The 23658-nt window shown below is 59.6% G+C and carries 19 protein-coding genes; 10 read left to right on the forward strand and 9 right to left on the reverse strand.

What is annotated here, in order from left to right; genetic code table 11:
* Nucleotides 1-40: 40 nt before the first annotated feature.
* On the reverse strand, nucleotides 41-2923 hold the full coding sequence (locus J3P77_RS21050; RefSeq protein WP_434678495.1) for a hypothetical protein: 2883 nt from the start codon (nucleotides 2921-2923) through the stop codon (nucleotides 41-43).
* 538 nt (nucleotides 2924-3461) lie between these two features.
* Entirely contained in the window at nucleotides 3462-3950 is a 489-nt protein-coding gene (locus J3P77_RS21055) for a GNAT family N-acetyltransferase (protein WP_434678496.1), read from the reverse strand.
* 320 nt (nucleotides 3951-4270) lie between these two features.
* Here J3P77_RS21055 and J3P77_RS21060 point away from each other — a divergent pair, with 320 nt between their 5' ends.
* The 3 genes from J3P77_RS21060 to J3P77_RS21070 all read left to right on the forward strand — a co-directional run bounded on the left by J3P77_RS21060 (nucleotide 4271) and on the right by J3P77_RS21070 (nucleotide 6286).
* Nucleotides 4271-4720, forward strand: a complete 450-nt coding sequence (locus J3P77_RS21060) for a hypothetical protein (protein ID WP_434678497.1) — start codon at nucleotides 4271-4273, stop codon at nucleotides 4718-4720.
* 124 nt (nucleotides 4721-4844) lie between these two features.
* Entirely contained in the window at nucleotides 4845-5555 is a 711-nt protein-coding gene (locus J3P77_RS21065; protein ID WP_434678498.1) for a hypothetical protein, read from the forward strand.
* A gap of 20 nt (nucleotides 5556-5575) precedes the next feature.
* Entirely contained in the window at nucleotides 5576-6286 is a 711-nt protein-coding gene (locus tag J3P77_RS21070; RefSeq protein WP_434678499.1) for a hypothetical protein, read from the forward strand.
* Between the two features lie 80 nt (nucleotides 6287-6366).
* On the opposite strand, the gene J3P77_RS21075 is transcribed toward J3P77_RS21070, so the two are convergent.
* The 3 genes from J3P77_RS21075 to J3P77_RS21085 form a co-directional block, all read right to left on the reverse strand.
* Nucleotides 6367-7911: a phosphoenolpyruvate carboxykinase gene (locus J3P77_RS21075; RefSeq protein WP_434678500.1), complete on the reverse strand. Its 1545-nt coding sequence runs from the start codon at nucleotides 7909-7911 to the stop codon at nucleotides 6367-6369.
* A 179-nt stretch (nucleotides 7912-8090) separates the two neighbouring features.
* The gene (gene hslO, locus J3P77_RS21080) at nucleotides 8091-8993 is read right to left on the reverse strand and encodes an Hsp33 family molecular chaperone HslO (protein ID WP_434678501.1); all 903 of its coding nucleotides are present in this window, start codon (nucleotides 8991-8993) and stop codon (nucleotides 8091-8093) included.
* Between the two features lie 169 nt (nucleotides 8994-9162).
* Complete coding sequence (locus tag J3P77_RS21085) at nucleotides 9163-9570, reverse strand: RNA-binding S4 domain-containing protein (protein ID WP_434678502.1); 408 nt, start codon at nucleotides 9568-9570, stop codon at nucleotides 9163-9165.
* Nucleotides 9571-9743: 173 nt separating this feature from the next.
* Here J3P77_RS21085 and J3P77_RS21090 point away from each other — a divergent pair, with 173 nt between their 5' ends.
* The 3 genes from J3P77_RS21090 (at nucleotide 9744) to rimK (ending at nucleotide 11921) form a co-directional block, all read left to right on the forward strand.
* Nucleotides 9744-10526, forward strand: a complete 783-nt coding sequence (locus tag J3P77_RS21090) for an EAL domain-containing protein (RefSeq protein ID WP_434678503.1) — start codon at nucleotides 9744-9746, stop codon at nucleotides 10524-10526.
* Between the two features lie 76 nt (nucleotides 10527-10602).
* Nucleotides 10603-11019, forward strand: a complete 417-nt coding sequence (locus J3P77_RS21095; RefSeq protein WP_434682094.1) for an ATP-dependent zinc protease family protein — start codon at nucleotides 10603-10605, stop codon at nucleotides 11017-11019.
* On the forward strand, nucleotides 11016-11921 hold the full coding sequence (gene rimK, locus J3P77_RS21100) for a 30S ribosomal protein S6--L-glutamate ligase (protein WP_003318100.1): 906 nt from the start codon (nucleotides 11016-11018) through the stop codon (nucleotides 11919-11921). The genes J3P77_RS21095 and rimK overlap by 4 nt, the downstream gene beginning before the upstream one ends.
* A 407-nt stretch (nucleotides 11922-12328) precedes the next feature.
* Here the strand turns inward: rimK and J3P77_RS21105 are convergent, their stop codons facing one another.
* Nucleotides 12329-13639 (reverse strand): ATP-binding protein, encoded by a 1311-nt coding sequence (locus J3P77_RS21105; protein WP_434678505.1) that lies wholly within the window; start codon nucleotides 13637-13639, stop codon nucleotides 12329-12331.
* Between the two features lie 159 nt (nucleotides 13640-13798).
* On the reverse strand, nucleotides 13799-14539 hold the full coding sequence (gene ompR / locus J3P77_RS21110; RefSeq protein ID WP_434678506.1) for an osmolarity response regulator transcription factor OmpR: 741 nt from the start codon (nucleotides 14537-14539) through the stop codon (nucleotides 13799-13801).
* A gap of 301 nt (nucleotides 14540-14840) precedes the next feature.
* Between ompR and J3P77_RS21115 the strand changes: the two genes are divergently transcribed.
* From J3P77_RS21115 to gshA, 3 genes are all read left to right on the forward strand, one after another.
* Nucleotides 14841-17162 (forward strand): Tex family protein, encoded by a 2322-nt coding sequence (locus J3P77_RS21115; RefSeq protein ID WP_434678507.1) that lies wholly within the window; start codon nucleotides 14841-14843, stop codon nucleotides 17160-17162.
* The gene (locus tag J3P77_RS21120) at nucleotides 17162-17545 is read left to right on the forward strand and encodes a PaaI family thioesterase (RefSeq protein ID WP_434678508.1); all 384 of its coding nucleotides are present in this window, start codon (nucleotides 17162-17164) and stop codon (nucleotides 17543-17545) included. Before J3P77_RS21115 ends, J3P77_RS21120 begins: the two co-directional genes overlap by 1 nt.
* A 243-nt stretch (nucleotides 17546-17788) precedes the next feature.
* Complete coding sequence (gene gshA / locus J3P77_RS21125) at nucleotides 17789-19378, forward strand: glutamate--cysteine ligase (protein ID WP_434678509.1); 1590 nt, start codon at nucleotides 17789-17791, stop codon at nucleotides 19376-19378.
* Nucleotides 19379-19527: 149 nt separating this feature from the next.
* Here gshA and argA read toward each other — a convergent pair whose 3' ends face one another.
* Both argA and argE read right to left on the reverse strand, forming a co-directional pair.
* Nucleotides 19528-20826, reverse strand: a complete 1299-nt coding sequence (argA, locus tag J3P77_RS21130; protein ID WP_434678510.1) for an amino-acid N-acetyltransferase — start codon at nucleotides 20824-20826, stop codon at nucleotides 19528-19530.
* Nucleotides 20827-20950: 124 nt separating this feature from the next.
* Nucleotides 20951-22099 carry an acetylornithine deacetylase gene (argE, locus tag J3P77_RS21135; RefSeq protein WP_434678511.1) on the reverse strand — a complete coding sequence of 383 codons (1149 nt, stop codon included), beginning with the start codon at nucleotides 22097-22099 and terminating at the stop codon, nucleotides 20951-20953.
* Nucleotides 22100-22261: 162 nt separating this feature from the next.
* Here argE and J3P77_RS21140 point away from each other — a divergent pair, with 162 nt between their 5' ends.
* Nucleotides 22262-23629, forward strand: a complete 1368-nt coding sequence (locus J3P77_RS21140; protein ID WP_434678513.1) for an inorganic triphosphatase — start codon at nucleotides 22262-22264, stop codon at nucleotides 23627-23629.
* Nucleotides 23630-23658 lie beyond the last annotated feature (29 nt).

Consider the following 23658-nt stretch of genomic DNA (forward strand, 5'->3'; position numbering starts at 1 on the left):
CGGCCGCCAGGTTTTTACCTGGCCGGTCTGTTGGTGAAACCTAACTCATCTGCGTATCCAGATTCGCACCGTCGCCTTCGAAATCATGGTGTGCGACCTTGTCGAAGCCTTCCTCGGGCAGGTGGCCTTCGTTGGCGTAGAACTTGTATTCATCGCCACGGTACTCGAACACGCTCTTGTCATCCGGCGCGTCGCGCTGGCCGTAGTTGTACATGTACTCGTCGAGGAATTCGAAGCGCTCCAGGCCATCCTTGGTCAGCAGCCCTTGAGCGTCGAGTTCCTTGAACAGCTTCTCAAGGTCGTCACGATGCGCGTCCATGCGATTGTTGTGCTTGATGTCCTCGACGATCAGGAACGGGGTCAGTGCGACGGTCAACGCAGCACCGGCCCACAACAGCGGCCCCGCGAAGGCGCGCGCGGCATTGGCACCCATGACCGCGGCCATTTGTGCACCGCCACCCGCAACGTTGAAGGCCCCCGCCGCCACGGTAATTGCGCCCTGTGCCACGGCCACCTTGTCGTTGCTGGCCAGCCCGGACTTGATCTTCAGGCCGCCCAGCACCAGGTCGGCGACGCCGGTAAAGGTGTTGGCGCCGGCATCCATGACCCGCAAGAACGCCGAAACGCCGCGCGTGGTTGGCGTGCTGCCGTTGAGCCCAGGGTTCTTGGCAAACCCGTCACGGAATCCTTCGTTGAGCTTGGTCCATTGCTCGGGTGTGAGGTCCAGTTTGCTGGCGAGCTTTTCCTTGTCCGCGACCGGCGCGGCATCGATGGCGGTGTTGAAGCCTTCGAAAATCTTCTTCAGGTCGCCTTCCACCAGGCTCATGTTCCTGCCGGAACCTTCCGGAATGTCCTTGCCGAAAATCTGCGGCAACGACTTGTCCAGGCCCAGCATCTGGTTGACGTTGGTGCCGTTCACCTTGTCGAAGATAGTGCTGCCCAGATTGACGAAATGCTGACCGGCGCCCAGCACGCTGACGAAGTCCTTGGCGACGGCCAATCGCTCTTCCGGGGTATCGGCGAGCGTGCCGCCTTTGCCGGCAAGCTGGTAAATGCCCGACGCCAGGGAAATCAGCCCGCCGACCGAGCCCAGCGCCCCATTGCCGTTGAGCTCGGTGATGGCCTTGAGCATGCTGCCGTGCGCGCCCTCGCCCAGGGTTTTATAGATGTCCTTGCCCATGACCTTGTCGATGTCGCCCGCGGTGATGGTGCCGTTCTTGGCGAAGGTGGCGCCCAGCTCTTGCAGGGCATCGCCGAAGGCCTTGGCAGTCTGCTTGTCGCCAAGAAACTCCTGAACGAAGCGCTCGGTTTCAACGGTCCGACGGGTCATGTCGATCCCGCCCTTCTTCAGGGCGGTCAGCAGCGTTTTGATAGTGTCCTGAGTCGCCAATGCCGTGTTGTCAGCGCTGATCAGCGATGGGTCGGCCATCAGCTTGTCCAGATCCATGGTTGTGGACGCGACCATCAGGTGCTGCGAAAACTGCGCGGCTTTTTCCGGATCGAACGCAGCCAGTGACGCGTAAGTCTTGGCGATATCCGCTTCGGCCATCTTGGCCTGACCGTTTTCCTTGAGCTCGGCCAGGTAGCGGGAGTACTCCTCGGAAAATGCCATGTTCTCCAGCTTTTCCCGAACGCCGTCCTTGTCGGGCAAAGCGTCTATCGCCTTGCCTTGCTGAGCCTGAAAATCCTTCTGCACACTTTCGGAGCCGAACAGGCTGGCGACCTGTTCGTCGACCTTGGTGCGGTCGATAATTGTGGAGAAATCCTTGCCGGTGGCTTTTTCGGTGCTCTGGCCCATGGAGATGTCCAGCACCACCATGTCCATGCCGTTCTCGCTCGCCGCCTGGGCGCGCAAAGCGTTATAAAGTTTGGCGCGGTCGTCGTCCTTGGAGATGGTGCCGTTGTCGATGCCGGCTTTCCAATCCTTCATCAGGGTCTGCCAAGTCATCTCATTAACCGTCAGCTTGGCATTCTTGTCGTTGGGATCCGCCGTGGTGGTTTCCAGATTACCGATGTCCACCTCGCTCGCTGGCGGCAGCCCGGCTTTCTCGCGGGCGAAATCGATCTTGTCGTCTTCGGTCAGTTCAGGGCCCTTGAGCGATTCGAAGCCGTACTTGCCAAAATCCTGCAAACGACCGGCTTCAGTACCGTGTTTGGCTTCGCCGCCTTTGGTCATGCCGTTGATGCTGCCGTTGCCGACATCGCCACCGGTGAGGACCTTGCCGTCTCCATCGTGGGTTTCGATATGCTCCAGCACCTGGGACGCTCGATAGGCGGCATCCGGATCTTTTTCGAAATCACCGACACGCTCCTTGAGCATGTCTCGCACACCGCTCTGGTTGCCCAGATTCTTCAGCAATGGATCGCCGTCGATGATCTCCTGCGCGGTGCGCTTGTCGTTGACTGGCAGCTCCCAGACGATGCCCAGTTTCTCCGCCTGCTCACGGGCCTTGGTGTTATCCGGCGCATCGCTGATGTGATTGAGTTCGCCCTTGAGATTGGCAAAACCATGTTCACCAAAATCCTTCAGGCGATCGGCTTCACTGCCGTCCTTGGCCTTGCCTTTCTTGTTGAAGCCGTTGATCTGCCCATTGTCGACATCGCCACCGACCAGGCGGTTGCCTTTGTCATCGAACTTCTCGACGTGCTCCAGAACCTGGACAGCGCGATAGGCGGCGTCCGGGTCTTTTTCGAAGTCTCCGACACGTTCCTTGAGCTTGTCTTTCACCCCGCCCTGGTTGCCGAGGTTTTTGAGGATGGGTGAGTCCTTGATGATGTCCTGCGCAGAGCGCTGATCGTCCGCGGGCCTTTCCCAGCGGATGCCGACATCCTTGGCTTGTTGCGCGGCTTGTTCCCAGGCAGTGACGGAGTCCGAGCCTCCTTTCGAATCGACGTCTGTATTGCCCGCTGGCTTGACGGTCATTGTCTACTCCTTTTGCAGGACGCCAGAAAAGTACAGTAGCTGCCGAAGCCTTCCCGGGCCGGGCGCAAACGTTGCTACTGGCTGAACTGGCAAATATGTGGGTGAGAGAGGCAGCTCTCCTGATTCGCACCGGCCATGCCTTGCCCCAGGCAGGGCACTGGTCGCTGTGCCAGCACATGAAAACGGGTCTCTATGAACGTTCCATGACGCGCTTCGGGTCTACTGAACCCAAAAAATGATGGCGAATTGGATATGCAGCGCCGCCCAAGCGGCTGGAAACAAGGGCTGCCGCAGGGGCAAGGCAGGTTGTGAAAACTTGTGAATTCGGTGGTTCGCGCTGAATCGATGGAGAGCTTGCAGGCGACTTCGATTGACGTGGAGTTTCAGAGACAGCGCGTTGCGGCTGTCGCGGGCAAGCGCGCTCCTACTCTGGGTAGGTGCAAACAGATGCTCCTGCAAGGTTCATTCAATCCGCTGTGATGCCTGGCCCATGGCTGTGGGGCGGACTTGTCCGCTCCCACAAAAGTGCACGACGGACCTACAGGCTCAGCACGTAGAACTTGCTGTCTACGGCCATCAGCGGGAAGCTGGCGGGCAACGTTTCTTTCGCGACTTCGGTGAAGCCGTGCTTTTCATAGAAGCGGTGGGCGGCGAGGAATTTGTCGGTGGTGCCGAGGAAGATGTCCTTCACGCCGCGATGCCGAGCATCTTCAATCAGACGGTGCAGCAGCTGGGTAGCAACGCCGAACTCCCGGCCTCGGTACTCGGCGTCGACAAACATTTTGCGCAGCGCTGCCTGGCCTGAACCGATGTCCTTGAGACCGATGGTGCCGATCACCTGCTCGCCTGCCTTGGCAACCCAGAAGTCGCCCGTCCCGCTCTGGTAGAAATCCGGAATCGCTTTCAGATCCGGCTGATCTTCGGCGGTGATCGCAATGCCGAACTCTTCACGCTGGATCGGCACGATGACGTCGATCACACCTTGTTGGTCGTCGGGTTCGAAACGCTTGATCTGTATGTCGGGCATTGACTGAGGGCTCCGGTCATCCTCTGTGTAGGAAAGACAATATGCCAGATAACGAACCATTAAGGTATTGACTCAAGCCTCAGTTTCGGATTAGTTACAGGAACTCGCTGGTAATTCAAAAACAGCCTTATTCTTAACTATTGCTCAACCTGGAAGCCTGCTATCTGACCTGCGCGATCAATTCGCGAGCCATATATAATTATATCTTTCGATCCAAACCTGAAACATATCCTCCACTTACAAGCGGTCGTCGCCTTTCGCCTTTTGATTGCTGCACCGCAAACAAGATGAAGTTAATAACTTAACAAGGAATAGTACTCATGAAAGCAACTAAAATCTTACTGCCCGCCCTTGCCCTCGCCGTGATGACAGCGGCCGCTACGGCACAGGCAGGCCCGCCTGTGACAGTAACCTTTAAAAACCTGGGAACCGAGGCGGCTGAATATACCGTTGTTACGAGCAACGAAATGTCTACACAGCGAAATGCGAGGTCCCCTATCAGCCAAAAGGTGGAAGCTGGCGGGTCCAATACCTACACAGTACAAAGTACTATTTCGCCAGACACAAGCTACGCCAATGTTCGCTACGTGATGGGCGGCAAGACCTGCGTGTTCTCTACGACATTTAGCAAACTTCCGGCTGCGGGTGGCGTTCGGGTGCCGAAGTGGACCCGAACCGCAACCCCTAGCGGTGGTGCGGTCTGTACAGCTACTTCCAGGGTCACTGACCTCTCTAGGCACGCCTGGGCTGCCGAGTTTACGATGAAGTAAATTATGCGCGTGCGCGTCAAAATGTGACGCGCACGTCTTCTTGAAACTCAAGTTTACGCTCGCTCTGCCGATATGGATAACGAACATAACGCCATGGATTGGCAAATGACGCGAGGACGCAAGCATGATCGATAGCTACTCTATTTCTGGCTTTAGTGCCAACAGGACAGTTCACACTCTAACGAAAACCGCTTCAATAGCGACCGACAACACTGACGTTAAAGCGCTGACCGTTGAAACTGCGAAATCGGATGAGGCGACACTCTCGGCGCTGGCCCGACAATTGGGCGATAGTGCAGTACGCGCCGCAAATCGAGATGCCAGCCTCAGCCCAAAAGAGCTAGGCGGGTTTGGAAAAGCTGTTATTGATAAACTAATCGGTAACAGTTACTACGGAAACAAAGCAGCGCACGACGCCGAAGTTCCTGACAGCAACGATCCTGAGCTTCTTGAAAGAGCCAAACGGGCAACTCTTTTTACGAACAAAACAGGAACTAATCCGTTTACGGGATTATCCCAAGACCAGCTAAGGCTGATCATCTACGATGAAAGTGGTAATTACACTATCAATGAGAGGAAGGCAGCGTACACAGAAAATGATAGGCAGGAGCAGATTTGGAAGAGAGCCATATGCCAGCGCTATGTAGACGAGTACTGTGAAACCGGCAAAAGTACCGAGACGCTGGTCATGATCCTGGCGCATTATAACGAACTGCCGCCTATAGAAAAAGCGCAATACCCCGCCAACTTCGCTGCCAACCTGACGTCGGACGACAGTTCTGCCATGGCTATTTTCAACAGACTGCAAATCCAGTCGGCCGGCCCGGAAGCATAAGGTAACGCGAGGACGCAAACATGACAGACATTCAGTTTGGCCCAAGTTTTATCACCTACACGGCTATCCACAAGATAGCGAAAACTTCTGCAGCAGCCACCGAAAATAGCAGCGTCAAAGAGACTGCCTCTGCAGCCATCAGCTCGGATGGCGCTACGCTCTCGCCCCTGGCAATACAGCTAAATGATAGCGCGGCGCGCGCCGAGTCCCGCGATAACACTCAAAGTCCCAAAAGCCTGGGGGCTCTGGCAAAAAACATTATCGATAAAATTGCGGGTCGAACTTACTACTCAAATCGACAGGTGCACGATGCCGAGGTGCCTGACACAGATGACGCGGCTCTTCTGGAAAGAGCCAGACAGGCAACTCAGTTCGCCAACGGCACAGGAAAAAACCCATTCGCAGGCCTGTCTCAGGATCACCTGAGACTAATCATGTACGACGAAAGCGGCTCCTACACAATCAATGAAAGATCTGCGGCTTTTTCTGAAAACTATGCGCAAGAAGAAGTCTGGAACAGAGCCATGGCCCAGCGCTATGTAGACGAATACAACGAAACCGGCAAAAGTACCGAGACGCTGGTCATGATCCTGGCACATTACAACGAACTGCCGCCTATAGAAAAAGCGCAATACCCCGCCAACTTCGCTGCCAACCTGACGTCGGACGACAGTTCGGTCATGGCTATTTTCAACAGGCTGCAAAACCGGTCGGCCGGCCCGGAAGCATAAGGACAGCCCTTGTGCCGGACACGAAAACGCCCCGACAAGTCGGGGCGTTCGCTCAAGCCAGCTGAATATCGCGTAGCGAATTACAGCTTCGGACCGGCTTCCTTGATGGCGTCGCTCACTTCGAACTTCTTGAAGTTCTCGATGAACAGACTGGCCAGGCCTTTGGCCGCTTCGTCGTAGGCCGCTTTGTCAGCCCAGGTATTGCGCGGGTTGAGCAGCACGGTGTCGACGCCTGGAACCGATTTCGGCACGTCCAGGTTGATGATGTCCAGGTGCTCGGTTTCAGCACCGATCAACGCGCCGCTCTGGATCGCAGCGATCACGCCGCGAGTAGTCGGGATGTTGAAACGCTTGCCAACGCCGTAGCCGCCGCCAGTCCAGCCGGTGTTGACCAGATAGACCTTGGAGCCGAAGCCGCGGATACGCTTGATCAGCAGCTCGGCGTAAACGCCAGCGGGACGCGGGAAGAACGGAGCGCCGAAGCAGGTAGAGAAGGTGGACTTGATGCCCGAGCCCGAACCCATTTCAGTCGAGCCGACCAGTGCAGTGTAGCCGGACAGGAAGTGGTAGGCCGCCTGCTCTTCGCTGAGGATCGACACTGGAGGCAGTACGCCAGTCAGGTCGCAGGTCAGGAAGATTACAGCGTTTGGCTCGCCGCCCAGGTTCTTCGGCGCGCGCTTGTCGATCAGCTCGCGAGGATAAGCGGCGCGGCTGTTCTGGGTCAGGCTGTCATCAGCGTAATCGGCCTTCTTGGTCACAGGGTCCAGGACCACGTTTTCCAGTACCGCGCCGTGCTGAATGGCTTTCCAGATAACAGGTTCGTTCTTCTCGGAGAGGTCGATGCACTTGGCATAGCAACCGCCTTCGATGTTGAACACTACGCCTTCACCCCAACCGTGTTCGTCATCGCCGATCAGGTAACGGCTTTCGTCGGCGGACAGCGTGGTCTTGCCGGTGCCGGACAGGCCGAAGAACAGGGTGACGTCGCCGTCTTCGCCCATGTTGGCGGCGCAGTGCATCGGCAGTACGTCGGCTTCCGGCAGCAGGAAGTTCTGCACGGAGAACATGGCTTTCTTCATCTCGCCGGCATAACGCATGCCTGCGATCAGGACCTTGCGGGCCTGGAAGTTGATGATGACGGTGCCGTCGGAATTGGTGCCGTCGCGCTCAGGGTCGCAGACGAACCAAGGGGCGTTCTGGATTTCCCACTCGTCCTTGCCAGCCGGGTTGTACTGTTCCGGATTGATGAACAGGCAGCGGCCGAACAGGTTGTGCCATGCCGTCTCGGTGGTCATCTTGACAGGCAGGTAGTGCGCAGGATCAGAACCTACATGAACGTGGGAAACGAAGCGCTCGCGTTCGGCCAGGTAGGCACCTACACGATTCCACAAAGCATCGAATTTCTCGGACGGGAACTTGCGGTTGATCGGGCCCCAGGCAATAGCATCCTGAGTACCGGGCTCGTCAACAATGAAACGATCGACCGGCGAACGGCCAGTGCGATGGCCTGTCTGCACAACCAGTGCGCCAGTGTCGGAAAGTTCGCCTTCGCCGCGGGCAAGGGCTTCCTTCACCAGTTCGTCGATGCTCAGATCGGTGTACACAGCGTTGTTGGTTTGCGTCATGAGGGTCCCCGTCGGCCAGCGGCCGAGTGCTCCAAACGGTTTTGTAGTAAAAAAACAACCACTACTACAGCCTAAAAGTGGGCCGGATTATGCCAGAAAAGCTCAGGAATGGTAGGACCCTCCTGTCAGAACTGCTTTACAGCGGCCCACGTAGTGTTCTGAGTCTGTTTCAGACGTAATCAGTGGCGCGTATCGGACGGCGAGTCAACACCACCGCCAGCGAAAAGCTGGGCTACGTCAGTGGCATCGAACAGATAGCGCTCGTTGCAGAACTGGCAGTCGATTTCGATCTTGCCGCCATGCTCTTCAACCAACTGCTGCGCATCTGCCAGCCCAAGACTGACCAGCGCATTGGCAGAACGTTCGCGAGAGCAGCTGCAACGGAAGCAGATCGGCTGAATATCGAAGAGCCGAACAGGGTCTTCGTGATACAGCCGGTGGAGGATAGTCTGGTTATCCAGGCCCAGCATTTCCTCGGCGGAAAGCGTGTTGGCGAGCGTAACCACATGTTCCCAGCTGGCATCGCGTTCTTCTGGATCGGTGATCTGCGCGACCGGCAACTGCTGCAGCAGCAGACCTCTGGCGCGGTGGCCGTCGGCCTTGAGCCAGAAGCGAGTGCCCAGCTGTTCGGACATGACGAAGTAGCTGGAGAGGCTTTCCGACAGGTCAACGCCATCGAGCGCAACGATGCCCTGATAACGCTTGCCCTTGCGCGGATCGACCGTCAGCGCCAGCGAGCCTTCAGGCATCAGGTCCTGCAAGCCCGCACCGGGGGTGATCAGGGATTCGTCGTAGCGCGCGATGCCGCGCAGCTCACGCTCGCTCGAACACTCAACCATCAGCAGCGGTACCGCGCCGCTGGAGCGGGCCTGAAGGATCAGCAGCCCGTCGAACTTCAGGGTGCCAACCAGCAAAGCGGCGGCGGCCATCAGCTCACCGAGCAGTTGGGCGACAGGCTCCGGGTAGGGATGCTTGGCAAGGACTTCGGCGTAGCTGCGCTCCAGGGCAACCAGCTCTCCACGAACGTCGCTTTCGTCGAAGATGAAGCGTTGGGTGAAATCGATGTCCGGGGAATCATGCATAGGGAAAGGTATCTGAAAAGGTGACAGTTCGCTGACAGACGCTCCTGAGCGTCGATGGCACCCAAGGGTGCCTTATGCCATGCCGTTGGGATGGCATTTTAGGAGCTATCCCCCGCTCTTCCAACCCGCAGGCGTGAAGAGTCCGTAAAGGCGGCCGACGCCGAGCGTATCAGTTGCCGTGATCGCTGCCGTGAAACTCGAACAACTGCCGACGCTGTTTCTTGGTCGGGCGTCCCTCGGTGGTCACGCCCAGATTGCCGGCCTTGCGCTGAGCGGCTGCGTGCTCACGCTTGGCGACACTTTCCGGGGTTTCGCGATAAAGTGTCTGCGCTTCGGGCGCACCGCGGCGAACAGTGGATAAAGCCTCGACCACAACCGTCCGTTCGTCGAATCCGGTACGGATCTGGAATTCGTCGCCGATACGTGGTTCTTTACCCGGCTTGCAACGCTCGCCACGGCAGTGAACCTTGCCACTTTCTATAGCCGCTTTGGCCAGCGCGCGTGTCTTGAAGAAGCGTGCAGCCCAGAGCCATTTATCCAACCTGACTTTTTCGTCGTCTTCTGGCTTTTGCGCCATATGAATTCCCCAACTGCGTGACAGTCTCAAAACTTGCTGGCTGCAACCGGGCCGCCCCGTGCGAGCGCCCGTTTTGCAGCCGATACGTCATCAAGAACATGAAGTACCCGAACCTTGATTGTCAAAACCAGTTATCCGGAATTTCATGGACCTGACCAACCCTGGAGTGCGTTATGACCGATTTTCCAGCCTCATTGACCTCGCCCAGGACAGGCTGTGAGGGTTGCACCGGCAGCCCGGAACTCAATTTCTCGTTTGAATACGCCTATCAACCCATTGTCGACCTGCGCGACCACTCGATCTTTGCCCATGAAGCTCTGGTGCGTGGCCCCAACGGTGAAGGTGCGTTCACCGTTCTTAATCAAGTGACCGATCAGAACCGCTATCGGTTCGATCAAAGCTGTCGGACACGCGCCATCGCAGGGGCTGCGCAGCTGGGCATGGCCGAGCGCTTGTCGATCAATTTTCTGCCCAACGCCGTGTACCGCCCCGAGCTGTGCATTCGCAGCACGCTGGAAGCGGCTCGGAAGCACAATTTCCCCATCAGCAATCTGATTTTCGAAACTGTCGAGACGGAGCATCTGGACAATCATGCTCATCTGAAAAATATTCTGCGCGAATACCGCGAGTTTGGTTTCATGACCGCGATCGACGATTTCGGCGCTGGCTACTCCGGCTTGTCGCTGCTGGCAAACTTTCAACCTGATCTGATAAAACTCGACATGGATTTGATCCGCAATATCCATCGCGATCGTCCGCGTCAGGCTATCGTTCGTGGGATCGTGAGCATGTGTATGGAGCTGGGGGTCACCGTTATCGCCGAAGGCATCGAGCAGGCGGAGGAGCGGGATTTTCTTGCTGACTGCGGCATTTTCCTGATGCAGGGTTACTGGTTCGCCAAACCTGCGTTCAAAGCCCTGGCCCAGGTTCCGCCTGGCGCCTGGCAGACGTCCTGAAGAGTACGGAATCGCATTGAAGACATTCGACCACCTGACAGTTATCGGCCTGCGCGAATGGGTGGCACTGCCCGATCTGGGTGTTGCCGGTCTGCGGGCCAAGATTGACACCGGCGCCAGCACCTCAAGCCTGCACGCGACCGAAATCGAACCCTTTGAACGCGACGGACAGAAGTGGGTCCGTTTCAACGCTCATCTGGGCACCGTGGTTCAGTTGCGGCACCGGCGTTGTGAAGCGCAGCTAGTTGCCATCAAGACCATAAAGAGTTCCAACGGTCAGGCGCAGGTGCGGTATGTAATTCGAACTACGCTGGCCCTGGGGGATCGTATCTGGCCGGTGGAATTCACGCTGGCATGCCGCAAGTCAATGCGCTATCGACTGCTGCTGGGTTCCAACGCCCTGATTGACGGCCAGTTGGTGGTCAATCCAGGCATAACTTACGTACAAGACAAGCCGGTGTTCCCGGCCTCTACTTCCTCAGGTGCTGCATGAAGATCGCTGTGCTTTCGCGTAACCCGCGTCTGTATTCCACCCGCCGCCTGGTTGAAGCCGGGATCGAGCGCGGTCATGAAATGGTGGTGATCGACACCCTGCGCGCCTACATGAACATCGCCAGCCACAAGCCGCAGATTCACTATCGCGGCAAGCCACTGGAGGGTTTCGACGCGGTCATCCCGCGCATCGGTGCTTCGGTGACGTTCTACGGCTGCGCGGTGCTGCGCCAGTTCGAAATGATGGGCGTGTTTCCGCTCAACGAATCCGTGGCCATCGCACGCTCGCGGGACAAGCTGCGCTCGCTGCAGCTGCTGTCTCGCCGGGGCATCGGCTTGCCGGTCACAGGCTTTGCTCACTCGCCGGACGACATCCCGGACCTTATCCAGATGGTCAACGGCGCGCCGCTGGTCATCAAGGTGCTCGAAGGGACTCAGGGAATAGGCGTAGTGCTGTGCGAAACGGCCACGGCGGCCGAGTCGGTGATCGAGGCGTTCATGGGCCTCAAGCAGGACATCATGGTTCAGGAGTACATAAAAGAAGCCGGCGGCGCGGACATTCGCTGCTTTGTAGTCGGTGACAAGGTCATCGCCTCCATGAAGCGTCAGGCCAAGCCAGGCGAGTTCCGCTCCAACCTGCACCGTGGCGGCAGCGCCAGCCTGATCAAAATCACCCCCGAAGAACGCATGACAGCCCTGCGCGCCGCGAAAGTCATGGGCCTGAGCGTGGCCGGCGTCGACATCCTGCGTTCCAACCACGGCCCGCTGGTGATGGAAGTCAACTCATCGCCCGGTCTGGAAGGCATCGAAGTGACCACCAGCAAGGACGTCGCCGGGATGATCATCGAATACCTGGAAAAGAACAGCGGCCCGCACATGACCAGAACCAAGGGGAAGGGTTAACGTTCAAGGTACGCGAACCATGTGGGAGGGAGCTTGCTCGCGACGCAAGCACCTCGGTGCTTCAGGAACAACGCAGCAGCGTTTATCGCGAGCAAGCTCCCTCCCACAAGGATCGTATTTGAGGCGACACTTGTGAGGTTGCAGGCCAAGACTGACTGACGCAAGGGCAGCAAATGCAGCGGTGGATCTCATGGCCCTCTCGCCAGCAAGCTGGCTCCCACGGACTCGTTGCGCGTTTCAGTCAGCATGTAAAACCAGATCGCTACGTTTCGGAAAGGGCCCTAGGAGACGCGATCTCTGCGGGAGGGAGCTTGCTCGCGACGCAAGCACCTCGGTGTTTCAGGACCCACGCATCAGCGTTTGTCGCGAGCAAACTCCGTCCAGATACCCCATGCATCCAAACCGCCCTACACGGCATCCCTGGGCAACATCAGCCCCAGCGGTAGGCGTACGCGGGCTTCCAGGCCACCGCCTGAGCGGTTGCGCAATTCGACATTGCCGCCGTGCATGGACGCAATCCGTTTGACGATGGCCAGTCCCAGACCGGTGCCTTTGCCGCTGCGGGCACGGTCGCCGCGAATGAAAGGGTTGAAAATGGTGTCCAGCTCGGCCGGATCGATACCCGCGCCCCGATCCAGAACGCTCAGCACCACGTAAGGAGCGTTTCGGTCGCCGGATACGTAAGCGGCCACTTCGATACCGCTTCCGGCATGATGCATGGCGTTGCCGATCAGATTCGTCAGCAGCCGCTTCATCGATATCCGTCGCAACGGAAACGGCGGAATCGGTTCAAGGCAGAGACGGATGTTGTCGTCAGGGCTGTTGAACGGCGCGACCACTTCCCGCACCAGTTCGCTGAGGTCGACTTCTTCGATCTGTTCGTCGCGCCCGTCGCGGATGAACGCCAGGAACTGATCGAGGATGGCGTCCATGTCTTCGATATCGCGGACCATGCCTTCGCTGAACTCGTTGTCGTTCATCAATTCCAGTGAAAGACGCAGCCGGGTCAGCGGCGTTCGCAGGTCGTGGGAAACGCCTGCCAGCATCAGCTCCCGCTCTTGCCCTGCCTGCTCGACATCTTCCGCCATCTGGTTGAACGCGCGATACACCTCGGTCATTTCGCTGGGCGTGTCGCTGATCGGCAACCGCACGCTACGCCCCTGGCCCAGTTGGCGCGCGGCGAAAACCAACCGCTTGAGCGGCTGGTTGAGCTGGCTCACGAAAATCCACGCCGATGCCGTGGACAGCAGGCCGATGGCCAGGAACCAGCCAAGCACGCTCCAGATTTTCTGCCCGCGCAACGGGTGCGGATACAGCGGTACCTTCAGCCAGCCGTCCCCAAGGCTTGGCGCCCGAACCCACAGCGCGGGCGGTGCGTGTACGCGCAGGCGCACCTCGGTGTCGGCGCCCAGCTCGGCCTGCATCTGGCGCTGATAGATTTCACTGTAGGGCCAGTGTTGCTCACCTTCCGGCACACCGCCGCCAACCACCCGGATCAGGCCTGCCGCCTCGGCTATGGCTTCACGGTCGTCCTCGTCGGCGGCCCAATAGGCGCGCAAAGTCAGGGCGACACCGTGACTGTACTGCCGGTCGACGAGCACGTCTTCATTCATCAGCAGGTAAACCAGGGTCAGCGCCTTGGAAAACAACACGACGATGAGCACCAGCCAGAGGGTGCGGGAGAAAAAGCTTTGCGGGAACCAGAGCGGAGTCTTCATAACTGCAGCCATACACTTTGCAGGACAAGCCTGGCTCGCAGAGTATGCGGGACGCGGGCCAGCCGGGGTTACACATGCGAAAAACCAGTCAGCTCGACAACCCTTGGGTTATCGACCTGACTGGCATGGACTTCAGCGCTCGGCACGGCAAGCGGTTGGTCAGCGGTTTCCGGCACCGTCGGGAACGAACACGTAGCCTACACCCCAGACGGTCTGGATGTAGCGTGGCTTGGACGGGTCAGGCTCGATCAGTCGACGCAGACGGGATATCTGCACGTCGATGGAGCGCTCCAGCGCGTCCCACTCCCGGCCACGAGCCAGGTTCATCAGCTTGTCCCGGGTCAACGGTTCACGCGCATGCATGACCAGCGCCTTGAGTACCGCGAATTCGCCGGTGGTGAGCATATGCACCTCATCGCCGCGCTTGAGTTCGCGCGTCGCGAGAGAAAGCACATAGTCGCCGAAGCTGACCGACTCGTCTTCGCTGCCGGGCGCACCCGGAACCGGGGAGGCCTGACGGCGCAGGACAGCCTTGACACGAGCCATCAGTTCGTCGGGGTTGAAAGGCTTGGCCAGGTAATCGTCGGCGCCCAGTTCCAGGCCCTTGATCCGACTCAGCTCATCACCCTTGGCGGTGAGCATGATGATAGGCACCTGGTTATTTGCAGCGCGCAAGCGGCGGCAAGCGGAAAGGCCGTCTTCGCCGGGCAGCATCAAATCCAGCACCACAAGGTTGAATACCTCACGGGACAAGAGCCGATCCATTTGCTCAACGTTGGCCACGGCGCGGGCACGATAACCCTTGCTGGTGAAAAAGCGCTCCAGAAGGCTGCTCAACCCCGGATCGTCATCGACGATCAGGATTTTTTCGCCTTCAGCATTTTGTGCAGTGCTGCTCATCGGATGCTCCTTTGATCTCGGGGCGCATTATGGCGTAGCTGCGGTGATGCGCACCGTGTGCATTGTTAGCAGATTTTACTAGGGGGCTACACCCGAGCCTTCCCGGATGCGCAAAATAGTGCACGCTTGTCGACCGATCCCCTAATCCGGGTTCGCTGGGTATAATGCGCCGCCCTCGAAGTCAGGCAACACCGGACTTCTGGCAGTTCGCCAGCGACGGAAACAAACCCCGGCGGGCGCAGCCAAGGCAGCGCAAAACCGTATACAGCCCAGTTTTTTGCTCACAATTCCAGGTGGTCTCATGGACAGCATCAACAGCCGCATTGCCGAAGAACTCGGCGTACGCCCCCAACAGGTCGCAGCGGCCGTAGCACTACTGGATGAAGGCTCGACCGTGCCCTTCATTTCCCGCTACCGAAAGGAAGTGACCGGCAGCCTCGATGACACGCAACTGCGCCATCTGGAAGAGCGCCTGCGCTACCTGCGCGAACTCGACGAGCGCCGCGTCAGCATCCTTGCCAGCATCGAAGAGCAAGGCAAGCTGACCCCGGAACTGGCCCGTGATATCAAGCTGGCAGATACCAAGACCCGCCTCGAAGACCTGTATCTTCCGTACAAGCAGAAGCGCCGCACCAAAGGTCAGATCGCCCTTGAGGCCGGTCTGGGCGAACTGGCTGACGGCCTGTTCAATGACCCAAGCCTGACGCCCGAGGCTGAAGCCGCGCGTTTTGTGAATGCCGAAAAAGGCGTCGCCGACGTCAAGGCGGCTCTTGAAGGCGCCAAATACATCCTCATGGAGCGCTTCGCCGAAGACGCCACGCTGCTGGACAAGCTGCGCAGCTTCCTCAAGCAGGAAGCCGTGATCAGCGCGCGAGTGGTGCCGGGCAAGGAAGAAGAAGGCGCCAAGTTCCGCGACTACTTCGAACACGACGAGCCGCTCAAGAGCATGCCGTCGCACCGCGCGCTGGCAATATTCCGCGGTCGCAACGAAGGTTTCCTCAGCTCGGCGCTGAAAGTCGGTGAAGAGCTGCCGGGCACTCTGCATCCATGCGAAATGATGATCGCCGAGCGCTTCGGCCTGCAAAACCAGAACCGTCCGGCTGACAAATGGCTGGCCGAAGTGGTGCGCTGGACCTGGAAGGTCAAGCTCTACAGCCATCTGGAAACCGACCTGCTGGGTGAGTTGCGCGACAGCGCGGAAACCGAGGCCATCAACGTTTTCGCTCACAACCTGCATGACCTGCTGCTGGCCGCGCCGGCCGGCCCGCGCGCGACGCTGGGCCTCGATCCCGGCCTGCGTACCGGCTGCAAGGTGGCGGTCGTCGATGCGACAGGCAAACTGCTCGATCACGCTACCGTTTACCCGCATGTTCCCAAGAACCAGTGGGATCAGACCATCGCGGTGTTGGCTGCGCTCTGCGCCAAGCATTCGGTCGACCTGATCGCCATCGGCAACGGTACGGCCAGCCGCGAGACCGACAAACTGGCCGGCGAGCTGATCAAAAAGTATCCAGGCCTGAAAATGACCAAGGTCATGGTTTCGGAGGCAGGTGCTTCGGTGTACTCGGCGTCTGAACTGGCTGCCAAGGAGTTCCCGGACCTGGACGTATCGATCCGGGGCGCGGTGTCCATCGCCCGCCGCCTGCAGGACCCGCTCGCCGAACTGGTGAAGATCGATCCGAAATCCATCGGCGTCGGCCAGTATCAGCACGACGTTTCGCAGCTGAAACTGGCGCGCGGCCTGGACGCCGTGGTGGAAGACTGCGTAAACGCCGTCGGCGTCGACGTGAACACCGCATCGGTGGCGTTGCTGGCGCGCATCTCCGGCCTCAACACCACACTGGCGCAGAACATCGTTGCCCACCGCGACGCCAATGGCGCGTTCAAGAGCCGCGCGGCATTGAAAAAAGTCAGCCGTCTCGGGGAGAAGACCTTTGAACAGGCTGCCGGCTTCCTGCGCGTCATGAATGGTGACAACCCGCTGGATTCGTCTGCCGTTCACCCGGAAGCCTATCCGCTGGTGCAGCGCATCGCGGCGCAGACTGACCGCGATATTCGTTCACTGATCGGTGATGCGAGCTTCCTGAAACGCTTGGACCCGAAAAAATTCACTGACGAAACCTTCGGCCTGCCAACAGTTACTGACATCTTGCAGGAACTTGAGAAGCCTGGCCGCGACCCGCGTCCCGAGTTCAAGACTGCCGAATTTCAGGACGGCGTCGAGGATCTCAAGGATCTGCAACTAGGCATGATTCTCGAAGGCGTGGTGACCAACGTCACCAATTTCGGCGCGTTCGTGGATATCGGCGTTCATCAGGACGGCCTGGTACACATCTCGGCGCTGTCCGAGAAGTTCATCAAGGACCCACGCGAAGCGGTCAAGGCCGGCGATGTGGTCAAGGTCAAGGTCATGGAAGTCGACATCCCGCGCAAACGCGTCGGCCTGTCGATGCGCATGAGCGACACGCCCGGCGAGAAAATCGACGGCGCTCGCGGTGCCCGCCCAGGCTCGACCCCGCGCCAGCCAGGCAGCGCCCCGCGTCGCGAAACAGTTGCGGCGGCCCCGGTCAACAACGCCATGGCATCGCTGTTCGCCAATGCCAAACAGTTGAAGAAGCGCTGATGGACATTCCAGAAGACCTTATCCACAGCGCCTACTTCAAGATGCTCGGCTGTGAGCTGCGACGTCTTGATGAGGGAGTGGCCGAAGTGGCGTTGCCGCTGGAGGCGCATCTGCGCAATCGCGGCAACGTGATGCACGGCGGTGCGATCTTCAGCCTCGTCGACATCGCCATGGGGCTGGCCTGTTCCAGCTCCCATGGTTTCGACCAGCGCAGCGTGACCATCGAATGCAAGATCAACTACGTGCGCGGCGTGTCGGAGGGTGAAGTGCTGTGCATCGCCAAGGTCCTGCATGCCGGCCGGCGCACGCTGGTGGTCGAGGCGGAGGTGGTGCAAGGCGACAAACTGGTCGCCAAGGCGCAGGGCACTTTCGCCGTAATCTGACGGCTTGCGGCGACCCGATACATCGTCTTAATGAACTGCACCTAGCTGTGCAGGGCCGATTTGCGGTAATTTCGGCACCATTAACGTGGTGCCGTGTCCATTTGGGCAGCGCGACGAAGAGCCGTGATTGCGGGAGCCGTTACCGACCCGACCAGGCGACAACGCCGGTTCCCTTTCCTCACCCCTTGTAGACCGTCGCGTCCACCCCCATATCGGGGCGACAGATGCGTGAAGGATTCCACTTTGAGCGAACTTCTCAACCGCCGCCTGGCTTTGCTCGGCGAGCGCAACAACCTCTCTCTGCTGGAGCAGTGCCTGCACGGTATCGAGCGTGAATGCCTGCGCATCACCGGCCAGGCAGAGCTGGCCCGCACGCCACACCCGCCAAGCCTGGGTGCCGCGCTGACCAACAGCCTGATCACCACCGATTATTCCGAATCGCTCCTGGAATTCATCACACCGGCCTTGAAAGACCCGGCCCAGACGCTGGACAGCCTGGACAAGATTCATCGGTTCGCCTACAGCAAGCTGAATGACGAGATGCTGTGGAGCCCGTCGATGCCATGTCCGCTGCCGGCCGAGGAAGATATTCCGATTGCCTATTACGGCACCTCGAACATCGGCAATCTCAAGTACGTCTATCGCAAGGGGCTGGCGCTGCGCTACGGCAAGACCATGCAATGCATCGCCGGTATTCATTACAACTTTTCGCTGCCTGAGGACGCCTGGGCGTTGCTCAAGCAGACCGAGAAGTTCGAAGGCGACGCGCGCGATTACCAGTCGCACGCCTACATCGCTCTGATCCGCAACTTCCGCCGTTACAGCTGGCTGTTGATGTACCTGTTCGGTGCTTCGCCGGCGCTTGATGCAGGTTTCCTGCGTGGGCGCCCGCACCAGCTGGAACAGTTCGACGCCGACACGCTCTACCTGCCTTACGCTACCAGCCTGCGGATGAGTGATCTGGGTTATCAGAGCAACGCTCAGGCCGACTTGACGCCGTGCTACAACGATCTGGTCAGCTATACCGACAGCCTGCGCAAGGCAGTGGCCACGCCCTACCCGGCCTACGTGAAAGTCGGCACTCACGACGAGAACGGTGAATGGGTTCAGCTCAACACAAACGTGTTGCAGATCGAAAACGAGTACTACTCCAACATTCGTCCCAAGCGCGTGACCTACACGGGTGAGCGCCCGATTCAGGCGCTTACATCCCGTGGCGTGCAGTATGTGGAAGTGCGCTGTCTGGACATCAATCCATTCCTGCCGACCGGTATCAGTCTTGAGCAGTCGCGGTTCATCGACGCGTTCGTCTTGTACTGCGCGCTTCAGGAAAGCCCACAACTGGCCAGCCACGAATGCTCGAATGCCAATTCGAATTTTCTGACCGTGGTCAAGGAAGGCCGTCGTCCGGGCCTGGAACTGCACCGCAATAGCACGCCTGTGGCGCTCAAGGACTGGGCGACCGAACTGCTCAAAGAGATCGCGCCTATCGCGCAGCTGCTCGACAAGGCCCAAGGCACCGATGAGCATGCAAAATCGCTGGCGGCCCAACAAGCCAAGGTGGACGATGCCGCGCTGACCCCGTCGGCGCAGGTGCTGGCAAGCATGAAGGCCAACCACGAAGGTTTTACGGCGTTCTCGTTGCGCCAGAGCAAGCTCCACGCGGAGTACTTCCGCAGTACCCCACTCAGCGCCGCCGAGCAGGCGCATTTCGAAGAACTGGCGAAAAGCTCAATCGAAGAACAGGCCGAGCTGGAAGCCACCGAAGAAGTCGTTGATTTCGACACCTTCGTCGGCGCCTACCAGGCGAGCATCCTGTCGATCAGTACCTGATAGTAGGGACGCGCCGTAGGAGCGGACCGGGCGGCGCTCCGCTTGTCCGTGAAGACTAGGTATAGCCGACACGGATCTGTCGGATGTACCGGCCTCTTCGCGGACAAGTCCGCTCCCACTACGGCCCGCTCCCACAAGAGGGCGTTTGCTTAGAGCGCCTTTTCGAAGATCTTCGAATTGCGCTGGTAGTTGTAAAGCGAAGCCCGGGCGCTGGGCAGGCGGTCGACGCTGCTTGGCTCGAAGCCCCGTTCGCGAAACCAGTGCGCGGTGCGCGTAGTCAACACGAACAGCGTCGTGAGCCCAAGCGCCCTGGCACGGCTCTCGATGCGCTCCAGCAACTCGTCGCCACGCCCACCGTGCCGGTATTCCGGATTGACCGCCAGACAGGCCAGCTCGCCCGCTTGCGAATCGGCAATCGGATACAACGCGGCGCAAGCGATGATCAGGCCTTCGCGCTCGACCACGCTGAACTGTTCAATTTCACGCTCCAGCACTTCACGCGAGCGGCGCACCAGAATGCCCTGCTCCTCCAACGGCGTGATCAGGTCCATCAGACCACCGACGTCTTCGATGGCGGCTTCACGAACCAGCTCGAATTGCTCTTGCGCGACCAGAGTACCGCCACCGTCGCGCGTGAACAGCTCGGTCAGCAGCGCGCCATCCTCGGCGTAGCTGACGATGTGGCTGCGACCCACGCCGCCACGGCAAGCCTCGGCTGCGGCATCAAGCAGCTCTGCCTGATAGTTGCTGCCCAGACGCTGCAGATGCGTCGGCACCTGCTGCGGACGCAGCTCGCGGACCAGCCGTCCCTGCTCATCCAGCAACCCGGTTTCGGCACCGAACAGCAGCAGTTTGTCCGCGCCAAGATCAATGGCGGCGCGGGTCGCGACGTCCTCGCACGCCAGGTTGAAAATCTCACCGGTCGGTGAATAGCCCAACGGCGACAGCAGAACGATGTGACGCTCGTCCAGCAAGCGGTTGATACCCTTGCGGTCGACCCTGCGGACTTCGCCTGTGTGCTGATAATCGACACCTTCAAGCACGCCGATGGGCCGGGCGGTGACCACGTTGCCGCTGGTCACCCGCAAACGGGAGCCCTGCATGGGCGATGCGGCCATGTCCATCGAAAGCCGGGCCTCGATGGCGATACGCAGTTGGCCGACGGCATCAATCACGCAGTCCAGGGTCTCGGTGTCGGTGATGCGCATGTCGCGGTGAAAACGCGGGGTAATGCCGCGCTGGGTCAGGCGGCTTTCAATCTGCGGACGCGAGCCGTGCACCAGCACCAGGCGCACGCCAAGGCTATGCAGCAACACAAGGTCGTGGACGATATTGCCGAAGTTGGGATGCGCAACGCCGTCGCCGGGCAGCATGACGACAAAGGTGCAGTCGCGGTGGGCATTGATATACGGGGACGCGTGGCGAAGCCAGTTAACGTAATCGGGCATGACAGCAAGAGCCTGTGGAAAAGGGACGAAGGACAGAAACACGCACAACGTTGTGGTGGTTATCGTCGTAACAGGCTTGGCAACACGCGCTTTCTCCTCTGGTTCGCAAACTCCTGCCCCCGGCTCACTGCGGGCTCAGGCAATAATGTTCGATCAACTGCCGTATCAGACGCACTGTAGGCTGCAAGCGTGACATTTCGAGGTATTCCCCCGGTTGATGCGCGCAGGCGATGTCACCAGGCCCCAGTACCACCGTCTCGCAGCCGAGCCGTTGAAGATAAGGCGCTTCGGTGCCAAATGCTACCGCAGCTGCCGTATGGCCGGTCAGACGCTCCGCCACGCGGACCAGTTCTGCGTCGGCGGCCTGCTCGAAGGGTGCGCATTCGGGGAACAGCGGCTTGTAGTCGATCTGCACCTGGTGCCGTTCGGCCAGAGGACGCAGCTTGTGCATGATGGCCTCGCGCAGCGCTTCCGGGTCCATGCCCGGCAATGGCCGCAGGTCGAATTCAAGCGAACACTGTCCGCAGATCCGGTTGGGATTGTCGCCGCCATGAATGCAGCCGAAATTCAGCGTCGGTTGCGGCACTGTGAATTGCGGATTGTGGTATTGCAGCTGCCACTGACTGCGCAGGCCGCGCAGCTCGGTGATCACGTCGTGCATGGCGTCGAGCGCGCTGTGCCCCAGACTCGGGTCGGACGAGTGACCGCTGCGCCCGAGGATCTCGATGCGCTCCATCATCACGCCCTTGTGCAGGCGAATCGGCTTGAGTCCGGTCGGCTCGCCGATTACCGCGGCTCTGCCCAACGGCCGACCGGCTTCAGCCAGCGTCCGGGCGCCAGCCATCGAGCTTTCCTCGTCGCAGGTAGCGAGAATCAGCAGCGGCTGGCGGAACGGCTGATCGAGCACCTCGCGGACCGCTTCGATCACCAGCGCAAAAAAGCCTTTCATGTCGCAACTGCCCAACCCTACCCAGCGACCATCGACCTCAGTCAGCTTCAACGGATCGGTGGTCCACAAGGCCTCGTCGTACGGCACGGTGTCGCTGTGCCCCGCCAGCACCAGGCCGCCGGGCCCCGAGCCAAGGGTCGCCAGCAGGTTGAACTTGCCGGGCGAGACTTGCTGAATGTCACAGGCAAAACCCAGATCGCCGAGCCAGCCGGCCAGCAGATCGATCACGGGGCGGTTGGACAAGTCCAAAGAGGGCTGAGTGCAGCTCACCGAAGGCGTAGCGATCAGCGCTGCGAACTGATCTTTCATGGATGGCACGGGCATAGGCTCTTCCTGAGATCGGAATCCGGACACCGGCCATCATAGGGCCAGAACGGACCAGGAATAAACCGTTACGGGCCATGTCCTGTACACTGCCGTCCTCGGCAGCCGCTCGTTCATGGCTGCGCTCTCGTCATCAGCATCAGCGTTTGGATTCCACCGGCCATGCAAAAAGAAACAGAAATCAAACTCCGCGTCAGCCGCGAGACCCTCGCTGCATTGCGCGAACACCCGTTGCTCAAGAAGCGCAACAAAAGTGGCTGGGAGCGCCATGAGCTGTCGAACCAGTATTTCGACACCCCGGAGCGGGAGCTGGCCCAGGCCAAGGTTGCCCTGCGCATCCGCCGCGACGGCGATCAGGTCATCCAGACCATGAAAACCCGTGGGCAGAGCGTGGCCGGTCTGTCCGAGCGCAACGAATACAACTGGGATCTGCCCAAGCCCAAGCTGGACCTCAAGAAGCTGGATGGCGACTTCTGGCCCGAGCAGCTGGCGGATCTGGACAAGAAAACCATCAAGCCGCTGTTCAGCACCGACTTTGTGCGGGAAAAAGCCGAGATTGCCTGGGGCCGTGGCAAGACCAAAGTAGTCATCGAAGCCGCACTGGACCTGGGCCAGGTGGCCGCCGGCAAGCTGAAAGAAGAAATCTGCGAGCTGGAGCTGGAATTGCGCGAAGGCGAGCCGGCCGCTCTGCTGGAGCTGGCCGCCGAGCTGGCCGCCACCCTGCCGCTGATGCCGTGCGATATCAGTAAAGCCGAGCGCGGCTATCGTCTGCTGGATGCCAGCAGCTACTCGCTCAGCCTGTCGGCTCCCGAGCTGACGGCCGAAACGCCGCTGGACGACGCCTACGCGGCACTCGCCTGGCACTTGCTGGGCAGCAGTCAGCGGCTGGCCGAGCAGTATCGTTTCAATGGTCATTGGCGCTTGCTGCAGGACTGGGTCGAGATGCTGGCCGAGCTGCGCTCGCTGACCAGCAGCCTCGGTCAGGCCGCACCTCGCGCCTCCTCAGCGCAACTGCGCACCGCGCTGGATGCGCTGCTGGAGGACTGGCGTCCGCTGGTTCAGGCCGGTCAGGATGATGCCGATGTGCGCGCCGCCGCTCACGAACAATTCCTTGAAGAACTGCAGGACACCCGCTGGGGCGAATTCTCGCTGAATACATCGCGCTGGTTGCTGGAGCGCAGCTGGACTGTGGAGCGCAACAATCGTGGCAACCGCCAGGGCGCCGCGCTGCTGTACAGCTGGCTGCCACGCCTGTTGGCCGAGGAAGCGACCGCGCTGCAGTTGGGCCGCTACCAGCAGCAGCCGGAAGACCTGGCCGAGCAACTGCCACGTATCGAACGCATCCAGGTCTGGCTGCACTGGGCTCGCGGCGCACTGGAGTTGCCGGACCTCGATCGTCTTTATGGCGAGCTGAACAAGCTGCAAGAACTGGCCAGTCAGGACATCACCGACGAAGTCCTCGAAGCCCGCGTGCAGCAAGCCCTGACCGTTTTCCAGAGCCGCGTCTGGAAGCAGTTGCTGCGTTTGTAATCCACCCTTCTGGCCGGAGTAGATCGGCT

The organism is Pseudomonas sp. R1-18, assembly GCF_051132095.1.
Lineage (GTDB): Bacteria > Pseudomonadota > Gammaproteobacteria > Pseudomonadales > Pseudomonadaceae > Aquipseudomonas.